The organism is Guyparkeria sp. TX1 (assembly GCF_046523965.1).
Lineage (GTDB): Bacteria > Pseudomonadota > Gammaproteobacteria > Halothiobacillales > Halothiobacillaceae > Guyparkeria.
This window is the reverse complement of record NZ_CP144142.1, coordinates 1,569,900-1,591,689: the sequence shown is the minus strand read 5'-3', so window position 1 is coordinate 1,591,689 and position 21,790 is coordinate 1,569,900. Positions and strand designations below refer to the sequence as shown.

19 protein-coding genes are annotated in these 21,790 nt (G+C 64.8%); 15 read left to right on the top strand and 4 right to left on the bottom strand.

What is annotated here, in order from left to right:
• The first annotated feature begins 35 nt into the window (after window positions 1-35).
• Window positions 36-2,612, top strand: coding sequence for a putative bifunctional diguanylate cyclase/phosphodiesterase (locus tag VWP12_RS07430; RefSeq protein ID WP_410473607.1), 2,577 nt, complete (start codon window positions 36-38; stop codon window positions 2,610-2,612).
• A gap of 150 nt (window positions 2,613-2,762) precedes the next feature.
• On the opposite strand, the gene polA is transcribed toward VWP12_RS07430, so the two are convergent.
• Window positions 2,763-5,477 (bottom strand): DNA polymerase I, encoded by a 2,715-nt coding sequence (polA, locus tag VWP12_RS07425; protein WP_410473606.1) that lies wholly within the window; start codon window positions 5,475-5,477, stop codon window positions 2,763-2,765.
• Between the two features lie 148 nt (window positions 5,478-5,625).
• On the opposite strand from polA, the gene VWP12_RS07420 reads away from it, so the two are divergent.
• The 8 genes from VWP12_RS07420 to VWP12_RS07385 all read left to right on the top strand — a co-directional run bounded on the left by VWP12_RS07420 (window position 5,626) and on the right by VWP12_RS07385 (window position 11,749).
• Complete coding sequence (locus tag VWP12_RS07420) at window positions 5,626-6,345, top strand: TIGR00730 family Rossman fold protein (protein ID WP_410473605.1); 720 nt, start codon at window positions 5,626-5,628, stop codon at window positions 6,343-6,345.
• 48 nt (window positions 6,346-6,393) lie between these two features.
• Entirely contained in the window at window positions 6,394-7,368 is a 975-nt protein-coding gene (locus VWP12_RS07415) for a homoserine kinase (protein WP_410473604.1), read from the top strand.
• The gene (locus VWP12_RS07410) at window positions 7,368-7,934 is read left to right on the top strand and encodes a TRAP transporter small permease subunit (protein WP_410473603.1); all 567 of its coding nucleotides are present in this window, start codon (window positions 7,368-7,370) and stop codon (window positions 7,932-7,934) included. The genes VWP12_RS07415 and VWP12_RS07410 overlap by 1 nt, the downstream gene beginning before the upstream one ends.
• Before the next feature lie 3 nt (window positions 7,935-7,937).
• Complete coding sequence (locus tag VWP12_RS07405) at window positions 7,938-9,320, top strand: TRAP transporter large permease (protein ID WP_410473602.1); 1,383 nt, start codon at window positions 7,938-7,940, stop codon at window positions 9,318-9,320.
• A 67-nt stretch (window positions 9,321-9,387) separates the two neighbouring features.
• Window positions 9,388-10,371, top strand: coding sequence for a tRNA dihydrouridine synthase DusB (gene dusB, locus VWP12_RS07400; protein WP_410474955.1), 984 nt, complete (start codon window positions 9,388-9,390; stop codon window positions 10,369-10,371).
• A gap of 112 nt (window positions 10,372-10,483) precedes the next feature.
• The gene (locus VWP12_RS07395) at window positions 10,484-10,792 is read left to right on the top strand and encodes a helix-turn-helix domain-containing protein (protein WP_125198535.1); all 309 of its coding nucleotides are present in this window, start codon (window positions 10,484-10,486) and stop codon (window positions 10,790-10,792) included.
• 333 nt (window positions 10,793-11,125) lie between these two features.
• Window positions 11,126-11,305 carry a PA3496 family putative envelope integrity protein gene (locus VWP12_RS07390; RefSeq protein WP_125198534.1) on the top strand — a complete coding sequence of 60 codons (180 nt, stop codon included), beginning with the start codon at window positions 11,126-11,128 and terminating at the stop codon, window positions 11,303-11,305.
• Window positions 11,306-11,335: 30 nt separating this feature from the next.
• Complete coding sequence (locus tag VWP12_RS07385; RefSeq protein WP_410473601.1) at window positions 11,336-11,749, top strand: DUF423 domain-containing protein; 414 nt, start codon at window positions 11,336-11,338, stop codon at window positions 11,747-11,749.
• A 109-nt stretch (window positions 11,750-11,858) separates the two neighbouring features.
• Here VWP12_RS07385 and VWP12_RS07380 read toward each other — a convergent pair whose 3' ends face one another.
• On the bottom strand, window positions 11,859-12,326 hold the full coding sequence (locus VWP12_RS07380) for a cytochrome c (RefSeq protein ID WP_410473600.1): 468 nt from the start codon (window positions 12,324-12,326) through the stop codon (window positions 11,859-11,861).
• Between the two features lie 141 nt (window positions 12,327-12,467).
• Between VWP12_RS07380 and fabA the strand changes: the two genes are divergently transcribed.
• The 3 genes from fabA to VWP12_RS07365 are packed head-to-tail and all read left to right on the top strand — an operon-like array spanning window position 12,468 to window position 15,387.
• Window positions 12,468-12,986, top strand: coding sequence for a bifunctional 3-hydroxydecanoyl-ACP dehydratase/trans-2-decenoyl-ACP isomerase (gene fabA, locus VWP12_RS07375; RefSeq protein WP_410473599.1), 519 nt, complete (start codon window positions 12,468-12,470; stop codon window positions 12,984-12,986).
• A 7-nt stretch (window positions 12,987-12,993) separates the two neighbouring features.
• A complete protein-coding gene (fabB, locus tag VWP12_RS07370; RefSeq protein ID WP_410473598.1) occupies window positions 12,994-14,211 on the top strand; it encodes a beta-ketoacyl-ACP synthase I in 1,218 nt (405 codons plus the stop codon).
• Window positions 14,212-14,253: 42 nt separating this feature from the next.
• Window positions 14,254-15,387, top strand: a complete 1,134-nt coding sequence (locus VWP12_RS07365) for a diguanylate cyclase (RefSeq protein WP_410473597.1) — start codon at window positions 14,254-14,256, stop codon at window positions 15,385-15,387.
• 60 nt (window positions 15,388-15,447) lie between these two features.
• Here VWP12_RS07365 and VWP12_RS07360 read toward each other — a convergent pair whose 3' ends face one another.
• Together VWP12_RS07360 and VWP12_RS07355 are read right to left on the bottom strand one after the other, a co-directional pair.
• Window positions 15,448-17,097, bottom strand: coding sequence for an ABC transporter ATP-binding protein (locus VWP12_RS07360; RefSeq protein ID WP_410473596.1), 1,650 nt, complete (start codon window positions 17,095-17,097; stop codon window positions 15,448-15,450).
• Window positions 17,098-17,242: 145 nt separating this feature from the next.
• Window positions 17,243-17,794, bottom strand: coding sequence for a hypothetical protein (locus tag VWP12_RS07355; RefSeq protein WP_410473595.1), 552 nt, complete (start codon window positions 17,792-17,794; stop codon window positions 17,243-17,245).
• Window positions 17,795-17,950: 156 nt separating this feature from the next.
• On the opposite strand from VWP12_RS07355, the gene VWP12_RS07350 reads away from it, so the two are divergent.
• The 3 genes from VWP12_RS07350 (at window position 17,951) to VWP12_RS07340 (ending at window position 21,767) form a co-directional block, all read left to right on the top strand.
• The gene (locus VWP12_RS07350) at window positions 17,951-18,691 is read left to right on the top strand and encodes an alpha/beta hydrolase (protein ID WP_410473594.1); all 741 of its coding nucleotides are present in this window, start codon (window positions 17,951-17,953) and stop codon (window positions 18,689-18,691) included.
• A 93-nt stretch (window positions 18,692-18,784) separates the two neighbouring features.
• Entirely contained in the window at window positions 18,785-21,055 is a 2,271-nt protein-coding gene (gene rlmKL, locus VWP12_RS07345) for a bifunctional 23S rRNA (guanine(2069)-N(7))-methyltransferase RlmK/23S rRNA (guanine(2445)-N(2))-methyltransferase RlmL (RefSeq protein WP_410473593.1), read from the top strand.
• Window positions 21,056-21,131: 76 nt separating this feature from the next.
• Complete coding sequence (locus VWP12_RS07340) at window positions 21,132-21,767, top strand: C40 family peptidase (RefSeq protein WP_158611743.1); 636 nt, start codon at window positions 21,132-21,134, stop codon at window positions 21,765-21,767.
• The last annotated feature ends 23 nt before the right edge of the window (window positions 21,768-21,790 follow it).

Below are 21,790 nucleotides of genomic sequence, written 5' to 3'. Positions count from 1 at the left end.
GACGGACAAATCTTCTCGGACTCAGGACGACCCGAATGCGACTGCTCCCCCTGCCGCTGCAATTCCTCCTCTTCATCCTCGCCCAGTTGGCTCTCAGTGCCGGCCTGGTTTTCTACCTGGGCAATCTGGCCCAGTCGAACGTCGAGACCTTCGCCGAGGCCAGTCACGGCTTCGTCGAGACGCACAAGTCGATCGAGCAGATCCGTAACGAGTACGCGGGCATCGCCGCCAAGGTCGAACGGGAGGTCGCCGGCTTCGCACCGGGGGCGCGCCGCGATGTCTCGAACCTGCGCACCGAACTCACCCAGATCGCCTCCGCGATTCGAGGCAGCGTGGCCCTCGCCCCGCTGCGGGAAAACCACCCCGGCGCCATCAACCGGCTCGCCGATTCGGTCGAAACCCAGGCACGCAGCCTCGTCGAGGCCAACCAGAACGTCGCCGCGGCGCCACGTGACGAGATAGCGCGCATTCAGACTCGGCTGGCCGAACAGCGAGCCGCGATCATGACCGACGGATTCGGTGGGCTGATCGACGCGGCCAACGATGAACTCGAGGAGACCATGCGGGCCATCCGGAGCGCCAATGCCGCGGTCACCGACAATTACCAACTCGTCCTGATCGTGTTCGTCGCCCTGCAGGCCCTGCTGCTCATGCTGGTGCTCTGGCTGACGAACCGGCAAATCCGTCAGCTGGCCGAGATCACCGAGCGCATCGTCGCCGGCCAACAGGCCAGCGCCGGTGCCCAGCAGAAGCGTCGCGACCAGTTGGGGCGGATTGCGCGGGCGGTACAGCAGTTCCGCAGCTCGCTGGTCAGCCTGTCGAATTCCCGCGAGCAACTCCAGGCGATGCTCAAGAAGCACGACAAGGAATCCCTGAGTCGCCGGCGCGCCGAGGACTCACTGGCCCTGACTGCCTCGGTCTTCGACGAGGTGCAGGAGGCGGTGCTGGTCACCGACATTCAGGGTTTCGTCAGCCGTGCCAACCCGGCGGCTGAATTGTTGCTCGAAATGAGCACGACAAAACTGGCCGAACGCCCCCTGCTCGAGATCCTGCTCGCCCAGCCCAGCCACGTGGTCGCACCGATCTGGAAGCACGTCCTGGAAAAGGGCGAGTGGCGCAGCGAAATCGAGTTCACCCGCCCGGAGGACGACAAGGCACTGATCGCGCTGGTGTCCATCCGGCTGGTCGGCGAACCGCGGGAGAAACGTGGCCACGTGATCGTGGTGATCAACGATCACACCGAGATCCGTGCCCGCGAGAACGAGGTCCTCGCGCTGGCCCGCCAGGACCGGGTCACCGACCGGCTCAACCGCGGCTACTTCGTTCAGCAGGTCGACACCCAGATTCAGACTCATCCGGACCAACCATTCGCCCTGGTCGCGCTGGGCCTGGACGGCTTCACGGCGTTCAACGAGGCCCTGGGCCGACGCTTCGGTGACCGTATCCTGCGGGTCATGGGCGATCGCCTGGCCGAGATCACCGACCCACGCGCCCTGCTCGCACGCATCGACGGTGACGAATTCGCCTTCCTGGTCTTCGCCGACAATGCCGCCGAGCTCGAATCGCGGGTCGACGAGGCGATGCGCCAGGCCCACGCCCACCTCACCCAACGCGTGGAATTGGCCGGATACCGCCTGGATATCCGCGCCAGCGTCACCTCGGCGCAGTTCCCGGCCGAGGGTCAGACCGCCGAGGAATTGCTGCGCATTACCGATAACGGCCTCTCGCAGGCCAAAGCCGAGGGCGGCAACCGCATCATCGGCCACGCCCAAGGCCATACGCATGCCGCAAAACGGCGTTTCGAGCTGACCCAGGCGCTTGGCAAGGCGCTCGGCAATCGCGAGATGCGGGTGCACTACCAGCCGCAGGTGTCACTGGCCAGTGGCACGCTGGTGGGCTTCGAGGCCCTGATGCGCTGGCGCTATCGTGGCGACTGGATCTCGCCGGCGGAATTCATTCCCCTGGCCGAGGAGCACAACCTGATCGGCGAGTTCACCGAATGGGCGCTCAACCACGCCTGTCGGCGCGTCGCCGACTGGCAGCGTCAGGCGGGCCAGGAACTCACCATCTCGATCAACGTCCCCCCGCAGCTATTGTTGCTCGACAAGGTCGACGAACGCCTGATCCAGTTGGCCAAGACCGCCGGCCTGCCGACCTCGTCGATCGTGCTCGAGATCACCGAAAGCGACTTCGGCTCCGACCCGACCCTGCTGGCCGAGCGACTCCACCAGTTGGCGATGCACGGCTTTGCCATCGCCATCGACGACTTCGGCACCGGCCATTCCTCGCTCGCCTACCTCAACAATCTGCCGATCTCGAAGCTCAAGATCGACAAGCAGTTCGTCGACGAAATCGAGCGCAGCGAGGATGCCCGCAAGCTGCTCGAGTCGATCCTCGCGATGGCCGAGAAGCTCGAGTTCGAGGTCGTAATCGAGGGCGTCGAAACCCCACAGCAATTGGTCGAGTTGCGAAAGTTCGGCAGTCGCCTGCAGATTCAGGGCTTCGTCTTCTCACGGCCCTTCGACGAGGACTACTGGGACGGCGAGTTCATGCACGGCAATATCCCCAGCTACCCGGTACCCGAGATCCAACCAAGCCGTCAGACCGACTGAGACTGGACCCACTTTCCACAAAAAACGCCCGCCGATGCCTTCTGCACCAGCGGGCGTTTTTGATTGCCCGTGAGCGTGGGCTGGGAGAAGAATCCTCAGTCAACTCGATGGCCTGTCGATACCATCGGGCATCGTTTCAGTCACCCATATTCAATGCGCCTCGTCCCAACTCTCGCCGATGCCGATACCCACTTCCAGCGGCACCCGTAGCTCGGCGGCGGCGATCATGGTGGCCTCGATCTCGTTGGCCAGCGACTCGGCCTCAGCGGCCGGCACTTCGAAGATCAGCTCGTCGTGCACCTGGATGATCATCCGGGCCCGACCGGGCAGCACCACGTTCTCGTGCAGGGCCAACATCGCCCGCTTGATGATATCGGCGGCCGTTCCCTGCATCGGGGCGTTGATCGCGGTGCGCTCGGCATACTGGCGTCGTTGGCCATTGCGGCTCTTGAGTTCGGGCAGGTACAGGCGCCGGCCGAAGACGGTCTCGACAAAGCCACGTTCGTGGGCCTGCCGGCGCGTGTCGTCCATGTAGCGCGCCACGCCGGGATAACGAGCGAAGTAGCGATCGATGTAATCCTGCGCCTCGGTCCGCCCCACCCCAATCTGGCGCGCCAGCCCGAAGGCCGACATGCCGTAGATCAGGCCGAAGTTAATCGCCTTGGCGGCACGACGCTGCTCGTCCGAGACCTCGCCGCCATCGGCGAACACCTCGCGGGCGGTGGCCCGGTGGATGTCCTCGCCGTGCTCGAAAGCCGACAGCAATCCCTCGTCACCCGACAGGTGCGCCATGATCCGCAGTTCGATCTGCGAGTAATCTGCCGAAATCAGCTTGTGACCGGGCGTGGCGACGAACGCCTTGCGGATGCGCCGGCCCTCCTCGGTACGCACCGGGATGTTCTGCAGGTTGGGATTCGAGGATGACAGGCGCCCGGTGGCGGTCACCGCCTGGTGGAACATGCTGTGCACCCGCCCCGTCGTGGGGTCGATGCGCTCGGGCAGGCGGTCGATGTAGGTGCTCTTGAGCTTGGTCAGGCCACGGTAATCGAGGATCAGTTGGGCGAGCGGATGCTCGTCGACCAGCGCTGAGAGCGCCTCCTCGTTGGTCGACGGCTCGCCCTTGGGCGTCTTGACCTTCACCGGCAGCCCCATGCGCTCGTAGAGGATGGCCTTGAGCTGCTTGGTCGAACCAAGATTGAAGGTCTCGCCGGCGATCTCCTGGGCCTGGGCTTCGATCGCGGCGATTCGTGCGGCGATCGCCTCGCCCTGGCGCGCCAACTGCTCGCTGTCGATCGCCACGCCGGCACGCTCCATGTTGAACAGCACCGGCACGAGTGGCCGCTCGATCCCCTCGTAGACCGTCATCAGGGTGGGCACCTCGGCCAGCTGTGCGCGCAATCGGTCGGCCAATTGGAGGGTAATGTCCGCATCCTCGGCGGCATACGGGCCGGCCACGTCGATCTCGATCTGGTCGAAGGTCAGTTGCTTGGCACCCTTGCCGGCGATCTCCTCGAAGGTAGTGGTCTGGTGCGACAGCTCGCGGGAGGCGAGCGTGTCCATGTCGTGGCGCGAGGCGGTCGGATCGAGCACGTAGGACTCGAGCATGCTGTCGTCGACCAGCCCGCGCAGGGTGATGCCGTGATTGGCGAGCGCGTGCATGTCGAACTTGGCGTTCTGCAGGATCTTGGTGGGTCGATCGTCTTCCAGCCAGGGGGTGAGCCGGGCGAGCACCGTGTCGCGATCCAATTGCGGCTCGATGCGTTCCCCGTGGGCATCGACGTGCGCGAACGGCACGTAGATGGCCTCGTGCGGATCGACCGCGAACGACAGCCCGACCACCGCCATCTGCATCGGCTCGAGCGAATTGGTCTCGGTGTCGAAGGCCACGCGCGGGGCCGCCTCGATCCGCGTGATCCAGGCATCCAGCGTGTCGAGATCGGTCACCGTGTGGTACTCGACCTCGGGGCGTTCGGCCGTCTCCGCGACCGAGTTGCCCTCTTCTAGCCCTTGCTCGCCGAACCAGCGGCGCAGCGAGTTGAGTCCGTAGCGATCGGCCAATGCCAGGCCGGTCTGGACGTCCGCCGGCTCGATCACCAACTCGTTGAGGGTTACCGGCAACTCGCAATCGGTGCGGATGGTCACCAGTTCGCGGCTGGTGGGCAGGAACTCGAGCGAATCGCGGAACGACTGTCCCACCTTGCCCTTTAGCTCCTCGGCATGAGCGATGATCTCGTCGAGCGAGCCGTACTGGTTGATCCACTTGGTGGCCGTCTTGGGGCCACAACCCGGGACGCCGGGGATGTTGTCGACCTTGTCGCCGACCAGCGCGAGAAAATCGATGAACTGTGCCGGGGTGATGCCGTACTTTTCCTCGACGGCCGCGACGTCGGTGGTCTTGTTGCTCATGGTGTTGACCAGCGTCACGCTGGGGGCCACCAGCTGGGCGAAATCCTTGTCGGCGGTCGCGACGATCACCTCCTCGTCGTTCTCGCGCGCCTCGTGCATCAGGGTGCCGATGACGTCGTCGGCCTCGACCCCCTCGATGCACAGGAGCGGAAAACCCAACGCCCGAACCAGTGCATGCACCGGCTCGATCTGCACCCGCAGGTCGTCGGGCAACGGCGGCCGGTGAGCCTTGTAGTCGGGATAAATGTCGTCGCGAAAGGTCTTCCCCGGGGCGTCGAACACCACCGCCATGTGGCTGGGATCGGCCTCGCGCCGCATCTTGAGGAGCATGTTGACCACGCCGTGGATGGCGCCGGTGGGCGTGCCATCGGGCGCGGTGAGCGGCGGGAGGGCGTGGAAGGCGCGAAACAGGAAGGAACTGCCATCGACGAGAATCACGGGTCCGTTGCGGTCGGACATGGTAGGATTTGCCCCTTTTGTATTCCGTGGATATCAGGCCGGTACTATGCCACAGACAGCCCCGTCACCGACGGGTCGGCACCGACTGAAACCCCACTGAACTCCGGTGGAAACACCCCGGGAACACCTCGGCTTCACGCGGTCTTGCATGAGTAGAAAGCTACCCAATCACCCGACCCGGCTGGATCAGCAACAGCGGCTCTCGCAGGAGTCGTGGAAAGTCTTCCAGATCATGGCCGAGTTCGTCCACGGCTACGAGACGCTCGCCAGCATCGAGCCGGCCGTCAGCATCTTCGGTTCGGCGCGGTACAAGGAAGACAATCCCTGGTACGGCCTGACTGTCGAGGTGGCGCAGAAGCTCTCCAACGCCGGTTTCTCGGTGATCTCCGGAGGTGGGCCGGGCATCATGGAGGCGGCCAACAAGGGCGCTCAGGCCGGAGGCGCACCCAGCGTGGGTCTGAACATCGCCCTGCCCCACGAGCAGAACGACAACGACTACCAGGATGTCTCGCTGCATTTCCAGCACTTCTTCGCCCGCAAGGTGATGTTCGTCAAGCACGCCTCGGCCTACGTGGTGATGCCGGGCGGCTTCGGCACCCTCGACGAGCTGGCCGAGATCCTCACCCTGGTGCAGACCGGCAAGTCCAGGCGGATTCCGATCGTCCTGCTGGGCAGCACGTTCTGGCAGGGACTGATCGACTGGTTCGGCGACCAGCTATTGGGCGAGAAGACCATCGCCGCCGAGGACATGGACCTCTTTACCCTGTGCGACACGGCCGACGAGGCGGTGGACGCGATCTTCGATTTCTACCGCAACCGCGGTGTCACGGCGACCGAGGAAGAGCAGCAGAAGCTGCTCGATCTCTGAGCCGACACAACGAAATCCGGGCAAACCCAAGCAACGAACGAGACCGTCATGTCGGTTTTTACCAAGGTCGATACCGAACAACTCGCCACCTTCCTGACCCGGTTTGACCGGGGCGAGTTGGTCGAACACCGGGGCATCGCCGCCGGGATCGAGAACACCAACTACTTCGTCACCACAACCGGCGGCCATTTTGTGCTGACCCTGTTCGAGAATCACGGCGCCGACGAGCTGCCGTTCTTTCTCGACCTGATGGCCTACCTCGCCGAACACGACATCCCCACGGCCCACCCGATACCAACCCGTGACGGGGCCTACCTGACCGAACTCAACGGCAAGCCGGCTGCCCTGGTCCAGCGACTGACGGGCGCGTCGCTCGACCACCCGGACACGGCTGCCTGCGCCGAGATCGGACGGACCCTGGCGCGCTTTCACCGCGTCTCTGCCGATTTCCCGGAATATCGCGCGCCTGATCGGGATCTTGCCTGGGCCGAGGATGTCGCCCGACAACTGCACAGCAAGGCCACCGACGACGACCTTGAGCTGCTCGACGACGAGATCGCCTTTCAACAGGGCCAGTCGCGCGCCGGGCTGCCGAAGGGCGCGATCCACGCCGATCTGTTCCGCGACAACGCCCTGTTCGACGCGGGACAGCTCACCGGCATCATCGATCTGTACTACGCCTGCACCGACGTGTTCGCCTACGATCTCGCGGTGACGCTCAACGACTGGTGCGTGGACGAGCAGGGTCAGTCGCGTGCCGCCGAACGCGATGCGCTCCTGGCGGGCTATCTCGCCGAACGCCCCTTCACCGGGGCCGAACAGGCGGCCTGGCCGGGTCTGTTGCGCGCCGCAGCGCTGCGCTTCTGGGTCTCGCGCATGCAGGATCAATACTTCCCGCGAGCCGGCGAGATGACCTACATCAAGGACCCGACGCCATTCCGCCGCATCCTCGAGGCGCACCGCGCCGCCGGCACCGCAACCGGCAAGTGGATCGAGACCAACCAGCCCGCACAGGTGCGCTGATGAGCCAATCGGATACATACAGCCGGCTGAGCCGACTGGTCGACCGACTCGACCGGGTCAATGAATGGACCGGGCGACTGGTCGCCTGGCTTGGCCTGGTCCTGACCCTGACCGTCTTCGGCGTGGTGGCGCTGCGCTACGGCCTATCGGACAGCAACCAGTGGCTGTCCGAGTCGATCACCTACTGGTTCGCGCTGATGTTCATGCTGGGCATGGGCTACACCTACCGCCACGACGGCCACGTGCGCGTGGACGTGCTCTCGCGCACCGCCCGGCCGAAGACCCGCGCCTGGATCGAGATCATCGGCGTCGTGCTCCTGCTCTGGCCGGTCTGCCTATTCATCGGCATCAGCAGCCTCGAGTACGTCGGCAACAGTTGGGCCATGCGCGAGGGCTCGCCCGAGCCCGGTGGCATCCCGCTGCTGTATCTTTTGAAGACCCTGCTGATCCTCATGCCCGCCCTGCTCTTCTGGCAGGGGCTGGTCGAACTGCTGCGACACGTCGCCGTGCTGCGCAACGAGCAGCCCACCGAACCCGAGCACGGCTCGATCAAGGAGGGCATGTAAGGCATGGAATGGCTACTGCTCCTGATGGTGCTGACCATCTTCGCCGCGCTGATGAGCGGCTTCCCGGTCGCCTTCGTGCTCGCCGGCGTCTCACTGGTCTTCGCCGGCATCGGCACGCTGATCGGCGTCTTCGACCACGGCCTGATGAGCGCGATGCCCAACCGCCTGTTCGGCATCATGCTCAACCAGACGCTGGTGGCCGTGCCGCTGTTCGTGCTGATGGGCGTGCTGCTGGAAAAGGCGCGCGTCGCCGATGATCTCCTGGAGAACATGAGCGCGCTGTTCGGCCGGCGACCCGGCGGACTGGGGCTATCGATGATGCTGGTCGGCGCGATCCTCGCGGCCAGCACCGGCATCGTCGGGGCGACCGTCGTTACCCTGGGCCTGATCGCCCTGCCCGTCATGCTGCGCCGCGGTTACGACCCCCGCCTGGCCTCGGGCTCGGTGGCCGCCGCCGGCACGCTCGGCCAGATCATCCCGCCGTCGATCATCCTCGTGCTGCTGGGCGACCAGCTCGCCAACGCCTACACCCAGGCGCAGCTCGAGCAAGGCATCTTCTCGCCCGAGACCGTGGCGGTAAGCGATCTATTCAGCGGCGCCCTGATCCCCGGCCTGATCCTGGTGAGCGCCTACGCCGCCTACATCCTGTTCGTCGCCTGGCGCCAGCCCGAGCGGGTGCCGGGACTCACCGAGGCGGAACTGGCCGAGCGACCACCGATCAGCCGGCTGCTGATCGCGCTGGCTCCACCGATCGCTTTGATCGTGCTTGTGCTCGGCTCAATCATGAGCGGCATCGCCACGCCGACCGAGGCGGCCGCCGTTGGCGCGGTTGGCGCCCTGCTGCTCGCCTTGGCGAAGCGACGCCTGACCTTCCCCGTGCTGCACGAGAGCCTGACCGCCACCCTGCGAGTAACCGCGATGGTGTTCATGATCTTCATCGGCGCCTCGATCTTCTCGCTGGTCTTCCGCGGGTTCGGCGGCGACGAAATGGTTCATGACCTGCTCTCGGGCCTGCCAGGGGGCGCGATGACCGCCCTGCTGATCGTCATGGTGATCGTCTTCCTGCTCGGCTTCATGCTCGACTTCATCGAGATCACCTTCGTGGTGGTACCGATCGTCGCCCCCGTCCTGCTGATGATGGGCATCGACCCGATCTGGCTGGGCGTCTTGCTCGCGGTAAACCTGCAGACGAGCTTCCTCACCCCGCCGTTCGGCTTCTCTCTGTTCTACTTGCGCGGGGCGGCACCGGCCAGCATTCGCACCGCCCAGATCTATCGCGGGGTCCTGCCGTTCATCGCCATCCAGATAGCCGTGCTGGCCCTGCTCGTGATCTTCCCGGACATCGTCACCTGGCTGCCCGAGACCCTTGACGTCCGCACACCCTGACCTGCCAACGCAAACCGCGTCTGCAGCGCGTCTTGCACCGATCGAGCTGGTCGGACGCGACCAGCGCCTGCCGATCGAGTTTCCCCTGGCGCTCGCGCCGATGGCCGGCATTTCCGATCGCCCCTTTCGTCAGCTGTGCTTCGATCAGGGCGCGGGGTTGGTGGTCAACGAAATGATCAGCTGCAAGCCAGAGCTGCGGAACACGCGCAAGAGCGAACAACGCCGCATACGCACCGACGACCCGGAGCCGCGGGCCGTCCAGCTTCTGGGCAACGAGCCCCATGATCTTGCCGAGGCCGCGCGTCAGGCCTACCGCGACGGCGCGCAACTGATCGACCTCAACCTGGGCTGCCCGGCCAAGAAGGTCTGCCGCAAGGCGGCCGGTTCGGCCCTGATGGCCGAGCCCGATACGGTCGCCCGACTGCTCGAGGCGACGGTCAATGCCGTGCCCTGCCCGGTCACGCTCAAGATGCGTACCGGACCGGACGAGACATGGCGCAATGCCCCCGAAATCGCCCGGATCGCCGAGGAGTCGGGCATCGCCATGCTCTCGATTCACGGTCGCACGCGGGCGCAGAAGTACCTCGGCGAGGCGGAATACGACACCATCGCGCAGGTGGTCGCCGAACGCCGCATCCCGGTGCTGGCCAACGGCGATATCGACTCGGTGAACCGGGCCTTGGCGGTGCTGGAAAAGACCGGTGCGGCCGGGCTGATGATCGGTCGTGCTGCCTTCGGTCGCCCGTGGCTATTCGCCCAGTTGCGTGCCGCGCTGGAAGGCCGCGACGTTCCGCGCGGCCCGGCACCGACCGAGATCATGGGCTTTGTGCGCGAGCAATTCGAGAATATTTATCGCCATTACGGAAATGTGATGGGCGTGCGCATCGCGAGGAAGCACTGGGGGTGGTATTCTTCGCAGCTACCGATTGACGAAGGGACGCGCAAGAAGTTCAACCGTCTGGAGACCATCGAGTCCCAGCGCCGGTGGCTTGACCGGCGGGAGGCCGAGCTTCGCAGCGTATCGAGACCGTCCGCCAACGTGAGCGCCTGAACGGCCAGCGGAACGCTCGATCGAGGAGACACGGGACGACCACGGAGTGATCCGTTCGTCCCGGCGTCTCGTGGTCCTGTCCGCCCCTCATGCCGCGTTGTTGAAAAGAATAATGACCTACTCATCCAGCACCGCCACCTCCCAGCCCAACGTGTCGTCGCTCAACGGCAGCGCCCGTCGTGCGGCCGAATGTCACCAAGACGTGCACGAGACCATCATCGACGCGCTCGACATCCTCTGGGATGCCTTCGAGGAAGACCAGCCCAGCAACCTCTATCAGCTGGTCATGGGTCAGGTGGAGCGCCCCCTGCTCGCCCGCGTGCTGGAACGCTGCGATCACAACCAGAGCCGGGCCGCCGCCTGCCTGGGCATCAACCGCAGCACACTGCGAAAAAAACTGCGCGACCACGACCTGATCTGAGCCTCGGCATCAGCCTCACCCCCGCCCTTTCCCGCGCTCCGGCACACGCGCTCAACGGACGCGTTTTCCGACCTCCCCGTACCCACCTGTTGCATCGCTGCAAAGCCCGCGCCCTTGCGCGCCCCGGCGCGATGAACAATTTGCTTTGACCGACCGAAAAAACGCGGTATAACGCGCCGGAAATCGGCTGGTCATCCCCGCGGACGGGTCGCCGGCTCGGGAAACGAACCCGGGACCCATGATGGCCTGTAGGACTTGGCCATGACCGTCGATCGATACCAACGCGACCTCGCTCGATGGTCGCCTTGAACGTGTTGATCAGGCAGGTACATCATGAGCAAAGAAAACGACTACCAAGATATCGACGACTGGGACGATACCGACGTCGAAGACGACGAGCAGAACAACGACTCCCTGCTCGACAGCATCAAGGGTACAAAGGATGCCCGGCGCCGACTTGACGACCTCCTTGAGGAACGCCGACTGCGGGCGCAGATGACCGACGAGTTCTGACCCCCCCTTCCAAACCAGCGGAGCCAACGCATGCGGGAGACTCCCGGCCATCAAGTCCATCTCGCGGACCGACGGGTGCTGGCCATCGGTCTGGTCAGTGGCCTGGTCGCGGTCATGCTGGCCGCGCTGGCCGCGCACGGCCCGATGGCGCCGACCAAACTGGACGCCCAACGGCAGGTGGACACCGCCATCATGCTGCACTTCGTGCACACCCTAGCACTGATGCTGATGGCCCACTGGGCTGCCCCAGCGCGCTGGCGACTGACCATCGCGGGGCTCTGGCTGATCGGCATCATCCTGTTCAGTGGCAGCCTCTACGCCCTGACCCTGTTCAACCAACCCTGGCCCGGGGCGATCACGCCCATTGGCGGGCTATTTCTGATGCTCGGCTGGATCGGCTGGCTGACCGGCCTGCTGGCCGTCAAGCGGCCCGAGTTCGATTAGGTAACGACAAAGGCCGCCCGCCCCCGCCACGATGGCAGGGAGACGCGACGGCCTTTTGTGGGGGGCGCAAGGTCTGGCCCCGATGACACAAGAACTAACCGACTGGCCCCTACTTGTTTACGTAGAAGTGTTGGCGGAAATCGTTCCGGAAACTCGCGTGACAATCGAGGCAGGTGGCCTGCAGGTCAGCAAACGCCCGTATGACCTCTCGGCCATCACCGATATCCGCCACGTCGGCGAGCGTCGCCGCCGACTCGTGGGCCGCGTGGTCGGCTTTCTGGAACTCGGCACGACGATCCCCGGCAAACGCCATGATGCGCTTGCGCTCCTCGGCGGGCGGGCGCGGGTGTTCCGCGATGGCCCGCGCTTCCTTGGCCACCCACTCCCAGTCTTCGTGGTTGATCGCCTTCACGATCTGCTCAGTGTGCTCGCCCAGCTTCTCCATGGTTTCGTGGAATTCGTGCACGCCGCTGGAATCGTGTTCGTCCTCGCTGGCCTGCGCCGGCCCCAATGCCAGCCCCAGGGCCAGCAACACGGCCATCAGGCCCGCGACCGTCTTATCGATACGTCCTTTCATCTGGTCACCTCCACTCATTGTCTTCAACCACGACACAGGTGATCATATGCCAATTCAATTACCTACGTGCCGCGTGATTTGCCGCAGGCTGCGTACAAGACCGGATTGCGGTACCATCCGCGTTTTTGCGCCAGGAATACCATGTCCCAATCGACCTTCGAATACGACGATCTGATTCGCTGCGCCAAAGGCGAAATGTTCGGGCCCGGCAACGCGCAACTGCCGCTGCCGCCGATGCTGATGTTCGATCGCATCAACCTGATCACCGACGAGGGTGGCGAATACGGCAAGGGCGAGATGCAGGCGGAACTCAAGATCCACCCGGATCTCTGGTTCTTTGCCTGCCATTTCGAAGGCGACCCGGTCATGCCGGGCTGCCTGGGCCTGGACGCCATGTGGCAGTTGGTCGGCTTCTTCCTCGGCTGGAGCGGCGGCAAGGGCCACGGACGCGCATTGGGCGTCGGTGATGTAAAATTCTCGGGACAGGTCTTGCCGAGAAACAAGAAGGTTGAATACCGTGTGCAGATGAAGCGCGTCATCATGCGCAAGCTCACGATGGGCATTGCCGATGCGCAGATGCTCTGCGACGGCGTCGTCATCTACGAAGCCAAAGATCTTCGGGTAGGACTGTTTACCAGCACAGAAGCACTTTCGGAGTAACCACTCAATGCGCCGAGTCGTCATCACCGGCATGGGCATCGTGTCCAGCCTGGGCAACAACTGCAAAGAGGTGCTCGCCTCGCTTCAGGAAGGTCGTTCGGGCATCGAACGCAACCCCGAGCAGGTCGAGCACGGTTTTCGCTCGCACGTCGCCGGGACGCTCAAGATCGATCCGGCCGAGCATATCGATCGCAAGCTGCTGCGCTTCATGGGCTCGGCAGCCGCCTACAACTACCTCGCGATGAAAGAGGCGATCGAGCAAGCCGGCCTGACCGAAGAGCAGGTCTCCAACCCGCGCGCCGGTCTGATTACCGGCTCTGGCGGCTCTTCCTGCGAGAACATCGTCGCCACCGCCGATATCGCCCGGGAAAAAGGCATCAAGCGGGTCGGTCCGTACATGGTCACCCGCACCATGGGCTCGACCACCTCGGCCTGCCTGGCCACGCCGTTCAAGATCAAGGGCATCAACTACTCGATCAGCTCGGCCTGCTCGACCTCCGCGCACTGCATCGGTGCCGGCGTCGAGCAGATCCAGTTCGGCAAGCAGGACGTGATCTTCGCCGGTGGCGGCGAGGAGCTGCACTGGTCACTGTCGGCGATGTTCGATGCCATGGGCGCCCTGTCCTCGAACTTCAATGACACGCCGGACAAGGCCTCGCGTCCCTACGACGTGGACCGCGACGGCTTCGTCATCGCCGGTGGCGGCGGCATGGTCGTCCTCGAGTCGCTCGAGCACGCCCAGGCCCGCGGCGCGACTATCCTCGCCGAGGTCACCGGCTACGGCGCCACCTCCGACGGCTACGACATGGTCCAACCGTCCGGCGAAGGCGCGGTGCGCTGCATGCAGCAGGCACTCGCGACGGTCGAGGCACCGATCGACTACGTCAACGCGCACGGCACCTCCACCAAGGTCGGTGACCTGCGCGAACTGCAGGCGATGACCGAGGTGTTCGGCGAGCACCAGCCGATCGTCACCTCGACCAAGTCGCTCTCCGGCCACGCGCTGGGCGCCGCCGGCGTTCACGAGGCGATCTACTCGCTACTGATGATGCAAAACGACTTCGTCGCGGCCTCGGCCAACGTCGAGACGCTCGAGCCGGACGCCGAAAACGCCAACATCGCCACGAAGAAGCTCGAAGGCAAGCGGCTCAACACCGTCCTTTCCAACAGCTTCGGTTTCGGCGGCACCAACGCCTCGTTGGTGATGCAGCGCTTCGAGGGCTGATCCACGCCCAGCCGTGGACGGCCCCGGTTTGCACGGAGGCCCATGCAGCCAGCCATCCCGGACAACGAAGGCGAACGACTCGAGGCCCTGCGGGGCCTCAATATCCTCGATACGCCACCCGAGGCGTCGTTCGACGATCTCACTCACATTGCCCGTTACATCGCTGGCACCCCGCTCGCGCTGATCGGTCTGATCGATGCGGACCGCGAGTGGTTCAAGTCGGTCGACCGCGCCACCCTCAGGGACGCCGAGCGGGACCACACCTTCTGCGCCCACGCGATCCTCACGCCTGACCGCCCCACCTACGTACCCGACGCCCGCAAGGACCCTCGCTTCGCCGACAATCCCAATGTCGTCGCTGTCGAGCCGCCGACCCTCTTCTACTACGGCGCGCCCCTGGTCACTGCCGACGGCCTGCCGCTCGGCACGCTGTGCGTGGTCGATCACCAACCACGCACGCTCGACATCGAACAGCGCGAGGCACTGGATGCCCTTGCCCGGCAGGTGATGCGCCTAATCGTACTGGGGCAGCGCGAACAACAGCTGCACCGCGAGCAAGAGGCGCGCGAGGTCATCCTGGCCCACCTCGAGCATCGCAACCAGGAACTGGAGGCGTTGGCCGGCGAACTGCGCGTGCGGGCCGATACCGACAAGCTCTCACGCCTGGGCAACCGGTCGGCCTTCGACGCGCGCCTGGAGGAAGACCTGGTGCTGACCCGCGACCACGAGAGTCCACTGTCGCTGGTGCTGCTTGATCTCGATCGCTTCAAGCCCTGCAACGATCGATTCGGCCACCAGGTCGGCGACCGGGTGATTCGCACCTTCGCCGACATCCTGCGGTCGGTCTCGCGTCCCACCGATTTCATCGCCCGTTACGGTGGTGACGAGTTTGCGATCATCCTGCCGTTGGCGGACCGTCGGGCGGCAACCGAGGTGGCCAAACGAGTTCTCGATGCCGTGGAACGGGCCGACTTCTCCCCCTGCGACACCCGCACCAGCGTTGGCGTCGCCAGCCTGGAGCCGCCCCGACGTGAGGACAGAGGAGACGACTTGCTACGTGAGGCCGATCAGGCCCTCTATGCCGCCAAGGCGGCCGGCCGAGGCTGCATCGCCGTCTGCGATGGCCAGTCCGACGATATCCACGTAATCAAACGCCCTGAGAGCGAATCCGGCTGACCGGCGGTCATCCGCCTGCATTCAGATAACCGGCACGGTCGATCACGCCGGTCGAGCCGTTCAGGCCATCAGCGCACTGTCGATCAACTGACGGGTGTACTCATGCCCGGGGGAATCGAGCAACTCCCCGGTCGGGCCCGATTCGATCACCTCGCCCTCGAGCATCACGATCACCCGGTGGGCCAATGCACGCACCACGGCCAGATCGTGGGTAATCAACAGGTAGGTGAGATCGTGTTCGGCCTGCAGGTCCCGCAACAGCCGCAATACCTGTAACTGCACGGCCGCATCCAGTGCGCTGGTCGGCTCGTCGAGGATCAGTACCTTGGGCTTGAGGATCAGGGCACGGGCGATGGCGATCCGCTGGCGCTGCCCGCCGGAGAACTCGTGTGGATAACGCGACATCACCGCCGGGTCGAGCCCCACTTCCTCAAGCACCCGCTCGATGCGTCGGCGCCGCTCGACGCGCGTGAGCCCCGCCTCGTGGACATCCAGACCCTCACCGACGATCTGGGCGATGTTCATGCGAGGCGAGAGCGCGCCGTAAGGATCCTGGAACACCACCTGCAGATCACGACGGAACGCACGGAACTGCTTTTCACTCAAGCCGTCGACCCGGCGGCCGGCCAGCCAAACCGCCCCCTCGGCCCCATCCATCAATTGCAACAATGACAGTGCAAGCGTGGTCTTTCCTGATCCGGATTCGCCCACCACGCCCAGCGTCTGACCGGCATGCAACGCAAGGTCGATGCCCTTGAGTATCTCGCTGCGCGTATCGGGCCCGAACCAGCGCCGTTTGCCGACCGTCACCCCCAATCCCTCACAGCGCATTCTCTCGACGGCGTCCTCCTCGATCGGCCCGATCATGGGGGCCACCTGGCGCGCCTCCAGCAAGGTCTGGGTGTAACGGTCCTTGGGTCGGGCAAAGATCGCGTCGGTGGGACCGGACTCGATGATGCGACCATCACGCATCACCATCACACGATCGGCATAGCGCCGCACCACCGGCAGATCATGGGTAATCAGCAGCAAACTCATGCCCATCCGCTGCTGCAACTCGACCAGCAGGTCCATGATGGTCTTGCGCAGACCGGCATCCAGCGCGGTGGTCGGTTCGTCGGCGATCACGAGGCTGGGATTGCAGGCGATGGCCATCGCGATCATCGCTCGTTGACGTTGCCCGCCGGAGAGTTGATGGGGCAAGGCCCGCATGACGCGCTCCGGTTGGGGGAGTCGAACCTGTTCGAGCAGTTCCCGAACCCGTCGACGCAGCGCATCTCCTCGGAGTCCCAGATGCCTTACCAGTACCTCGGCAATCTGTGCGCCAATCGTCTTTAGCGGGTTCAAGGCGGTCATCGGCTCCTGGAAGATCATGCCGACGCGCGCCCCCCGGAGTGCCCGGATCGCCGGCATGCTCATGGCCAGCACGTTCTCACCCTCGAAGCGGATCTCGCCACGAGTTTCCATCCCGGCGGCATCGAACAGCCTCAGGATCGACAACGCCGTCACCGTCTTGCCGGAGCCCGACTCGCCGACCAGGGCCACCCGCTCGCCGGAACGCAGTGAGAAGGACACGTCGTGAACGATTGTCGTGCCGTCAACGGACACATGCAGACGATCCATCTCGAGTATCGCGCGGGGGTCGCTCTCTATGGTCCGGTTGGGCTCGGCCTCGGCCATCGGTTCTCCTCGAATCCGGTCAGTGTTCATGCCTCGCCACTCGGGACGAGATGCCGAGGAAACCATAAAGCAAATTGCGCCGGAACGTGAGTCCTGGAGCGCCCGGAGCTTGCCAGAAAAGAAAAACCCCGGTCGGGGGCGGCCGGGGTTAGGGGTTCGTGAGCGGCAAGGACAATCAGTTCCTCATGCCACCGCCCCCACCAGCACCGCCACCGTTGTCACGGCGACGCTCGTAGGAGGGGTCCGAGTCGCGGATCTGTTCTTGCATCTGTTCCTGACGCTCCTGCTGGATACGCTGACGCTCACCGGCCGAGTCGGCATCATGCATGCGCTGGCGCTGCTCCTCTCGGTAGCCATCGTTCCGCATGGGATTGTCGCTGTTCGGGCCCATGCCCTGTCCCTGGTTCATTCCCGGACCGCCGTCAGGCCCCATGCCCTGTCCGGCACCGCCTCGCGCCGGCGGCTCGGGCAGATCGACGCCCTGGTCACGGGCTCGCTGTTGCATCTGCTCGTGATGTTCAACCCGGATACGTTCCTGCTCCTCGGCGCTTTGCGCCGACTGCATGCGCTGCCGGTATTCAAGGCGTTCCTCCTGGGTCATCAGCTCGCTGCCGTAGATCGGCGCGGGATCCGTCTCCTGGGCCCCCGCGACCATGGGCACTGATAGACCGAGGCTCAGGGCCGCCGCGACCGCGACGGCCGAAATTTTTGAGCGTTTCGTACTCATAAAGCGTGTCCTCCTCGACGTGAGGTACTCGAGGGAACGACTCCCTCACACGCAAAGATAGCCAACCAATACGGGTCATGCCGGCGGATTGTCGTCTATTTTCACCGAACGGTGTTCCGCCAGACCAGCGAGGTTCGACACGACATGCGCGCCACCATGACCGCGACGAGGTTTATCCGTCTCCGACCAGTCGTCCCTCTGGTTGCGCTCGCCACCCTCTTGCTCGCCGTGCCGGCACTGCATGCCCAGGACACGGAGGCCGAGTGGGAGGCGGCGTGGGCGGAAGCCGAAGAGCGGGAACGCGAAAACCAGCGCCTGCTGGAAAAGGCCCAAAACGTCAACGAAGGCGATCTCGTCTTCCTCCAACAGGACCCTGCCCCCGACTCGGCACGAATGGAGAAACGCCTCGAACTGGACCAAAAAAGCCTTACCGATGGCTGGGCCCGCATGCACCAGTGCCATCACAATCTCGACCCTGCCCCGGCCGTGCAGATCGTTTATAACGACGAGCGCACGCGCGACATCCGCATCACCCGTCGTGACGGCGTCGGCCAGGCCGAGGTCGATGGCCCCAGTGTTCAGATGAGGGACATAGAGCGGGGCGCGAGTGTCTGCGTGGAGGCGCAAGCGCTCGCCATCCTGCCCCACCCGGACAAGGCGGGTTACGTGGTCGAGAACGGCCCCTTCATGCGGCGTTTTCTCGACGGCTATTACCCCATGCAGGTCCGCCTTGAGGTGCGCTGGCCGGAGGGGATGCTCGCGTTCGAGGAAAGCTCCCCACCGGCACAACCCGGCTTGGCGATCGAGGCGAACGACCATGGCGTGACCCTCAAGGCGCACTTCGAGGGTCGGCTTGAATCCCGCCTGCATCTCGTCCGCGACGCGGCAACACCTTGAGGATCGATAAAGAAAGCAACCGCTTAAAGAAGGCGGCCGGTACCAAAAGGATCGGAATGCAGCAATCATTCCGGTAGACTTGCGCGTTTTGCCATGACAGATCCCCTCGCGTATTCCCCATCCCCTGCCGCCACCGGTTCCGATCCCTTCCCGGATCAGGAGCAGGCGCCGGTCTGGTCGGTGGAAATCATCGCCCCACCTGGCCTGGAAACGGCACTGGCCGAAGAACTGCGCCACCTGACCGGCGAGCCGATCAGCGATCGGCCGTTCGGGGCGAGCGCCGACCTGCCGGTCGAGGCGGTCTACCGCGTGCTCGCCGACAGCCTGATCGCCGGGCGCGTCTACCTGCCCGTCGCGCGGGGGCCGGCCTCACAGGCCGACGAACTCTACGATCTCGCCGACTCGGTCGACTGGACCGTGCATCTGGCCGCCACCGACAGCCTCTCGATCACGGCAACCGGCGGCAACGAGGCCCTTAGACACACCGGTTTCATCGCCACCCGGGTCAAGGATGCGGTCGTCGACCAGTTGCGGGCGGCAACGGGCCAACGCCCCGACATCGACAGCGAAACCCCGGGCCTGCGCCTGCATTGCCATGTTTCCGGCAACGGTCAGGCCAGTCTCGCCATCGAGCTGTCCAACGGCTCGCTGCATCGGCGCGGCTACCGGGTCGACGGCGGCGAGGCTCCCCTGCGCGAGAATCTGGCCGCCGGTCTGTTGTGGCGGGCGCGCTGGCCGCAGGTCGCGAGCCTCGGTGGCGGGCTGTTCGACCCGATGTGCGGCTCGGGCACCTTCCTGGTCGAGGCCGCCCTGTCGCTCTGGGGCATGCCTGCCGCGATGCGCCAACGACGACTGGGCTCGCCGGCGTGGAAGGGTCATGTGCCGACCGCCCGCGATGCGATCCTAGAGGATGCCCCGCGCGGTTGGCTCGACAACCCGCCGGCTCGAGGCTCGCTCACCATGGTCGGCCAGGATCGCGATCCACTGCAGCTTGCCGCCGCACACGCGAATATCGAGTCGGCCGGGCTCGGCGAGGCGATCGAGCTGATCCATGCCGACAGCTTCCGCTCGCCCTGCCCGTCCGAACTTAAAGCCGTCGACACTGGCCTGCTGATCAGCAACGTGCCGTTCGGCCAGCGCATCGACGCATCACAGGACCAGGCCGAGTGGACCGCCCTGTGCTCGCGCTGGGTGGAAGGCCTGCCCGGTTGGTACTGGGGCATCCTGCGTGCAGCCGAAAGCGAATTGACCTGGCCGCTGCGTTTCGAGAAGCGCGTGATGGTGCTCCACGGGGGTGTCGAGGTGGAGTTCCTGCGCGGACAGTTCTCCGAGAAAAGCCTGCGGCGGCCCGCCGGACCGCATGCCCTGGCCGGTCGACTGATCGAGCAGGGCCGGCGTGGCGAATACGATGCCGCCGACTTCGCCAATCGCCTGGCCAAGAACTGGAAACAGCGCAAGTCGCTGATCAAGCAGGGTGACAATGCCCTGCGCATCTACGATGCCGATCTGCCCGACTTCAAGCTCGCCGTGGATTGGTACCGCACCGAGGACAACCAGACCTGGCTGGACATCCAGGAATACCAGGCACCGAAACAGATCGATCCGCAGAAGGCGCGGACCCGCCTGGCGGCCGCCACGGCCATCGCGGTCGACACCCTAGGTGTCGATCCTGAATGTGTCGTGGTGCGCCAGCGCGCTCGGCAGTCGGGTCGACAGCAGTACGGTCGACTCGGCGGGGAACACATCGAACGCATCTTGCGCGAGCGCGACACCCGGTTGCTGATCAACTTCACCGACTACCTCGATGTCGGCCTGTTCATCGATCACCGGCTGGTGCGCGATCGCCTGGCCGAGCTGTCACGCGGCAAGCGGCTGCTGAACCTGTTCTGCTATACCGCCAGCGCCTCGGTACGCGCCGCCGTCGCCGGGGCGCAGGCCACCACCTCGGTGGACCTTTCCAATACCTACCTCGACTGGGCCGAGCGCAACTTCGAACTCAATGGCATCGCCCTCAATGGTCAACACCAGTTGCTCCGCGCGGACGTGCTGCGCTGGCTCGACCACCGGCCGCCGGCCGCGGAACGCTTTGACGTGATCTTTCTCGACCCACCATCCTTCTCCAATTCCAAGTCGATGGACGACACGCTCGACATCCAGCGGGATCACCCGGATCTGATCGCGGCCTGCATGCCCCACCTCGCCCCGGGTGGCGTACTTGTCTTTTCAAACAACCGCAAAGGGTTTACATTGCACCCTTCCATCGAGAAGCGATTCCAAATCGATGATATTTCGAGAAAAACACTGCCCAAGGATTTCGCACGCACCCCGGAGCGGCGTTTTGTCTGTGAAATCCGGCGTCCCTGAGCGCCATGGCGACGTCAACGGGCGGGGCCTCCGGGCCAGTAACGCGGGTGAGAGCCGGCCGAGTGACGCCGGCCAAATGACGGCCCGGCGTTGGTTTCCATCCACCCTGTTGAGCTGGGCCGGACTGGGGCTGGTCCTCACCCTGGCCAGTGGGTGCGCCACCCAACCCAGTCATAAGCCGAACAGCAGCGAGCAAGCCAGCAAGGCCAAGGAAGCAGCCGAGGTGCTCGATCAGGCGCAGCGACGCAGCAACCTGCCCTACGACCCACTCGAAACCATCGACACCCTGTCCGGCATGCATCCGCGCGCCATCGAGGCCGTCATCCAGGCCGTCTCCCAACTGGGCACGCCCTATCGCTGGGGTGGTGGGTCCACCGAGAACGGCTTCGATTGCAGCGGCCTGACCCAACACGCCTACCAGGCGGCAAGCATTGAGCTGCCTCGCACCTCCGCCGAGCAGTACCGTGCCACCAAGCGCATCGAGCGCGAGGCGCTACGCCCCGGCGATCTGGTGTTTTTCCGATTGAACGGCAACCGGATCGATCATGTCGGCATCTACGTCGGTGGCGATCGCTTCATCCATGCCCCTTCCAGCGGCAAGTCCGTCTCATTCGCGAGCCTCGACAACGTGTTCTGGTCAGGCAAGTACGTGGGCGGGGGACGCGCTGCCGAGGCCAATGAGCTACAGTTGGCAGGAAACCGGCCCGAGTAATTCTGAGGCGGCCTGCCGGCACG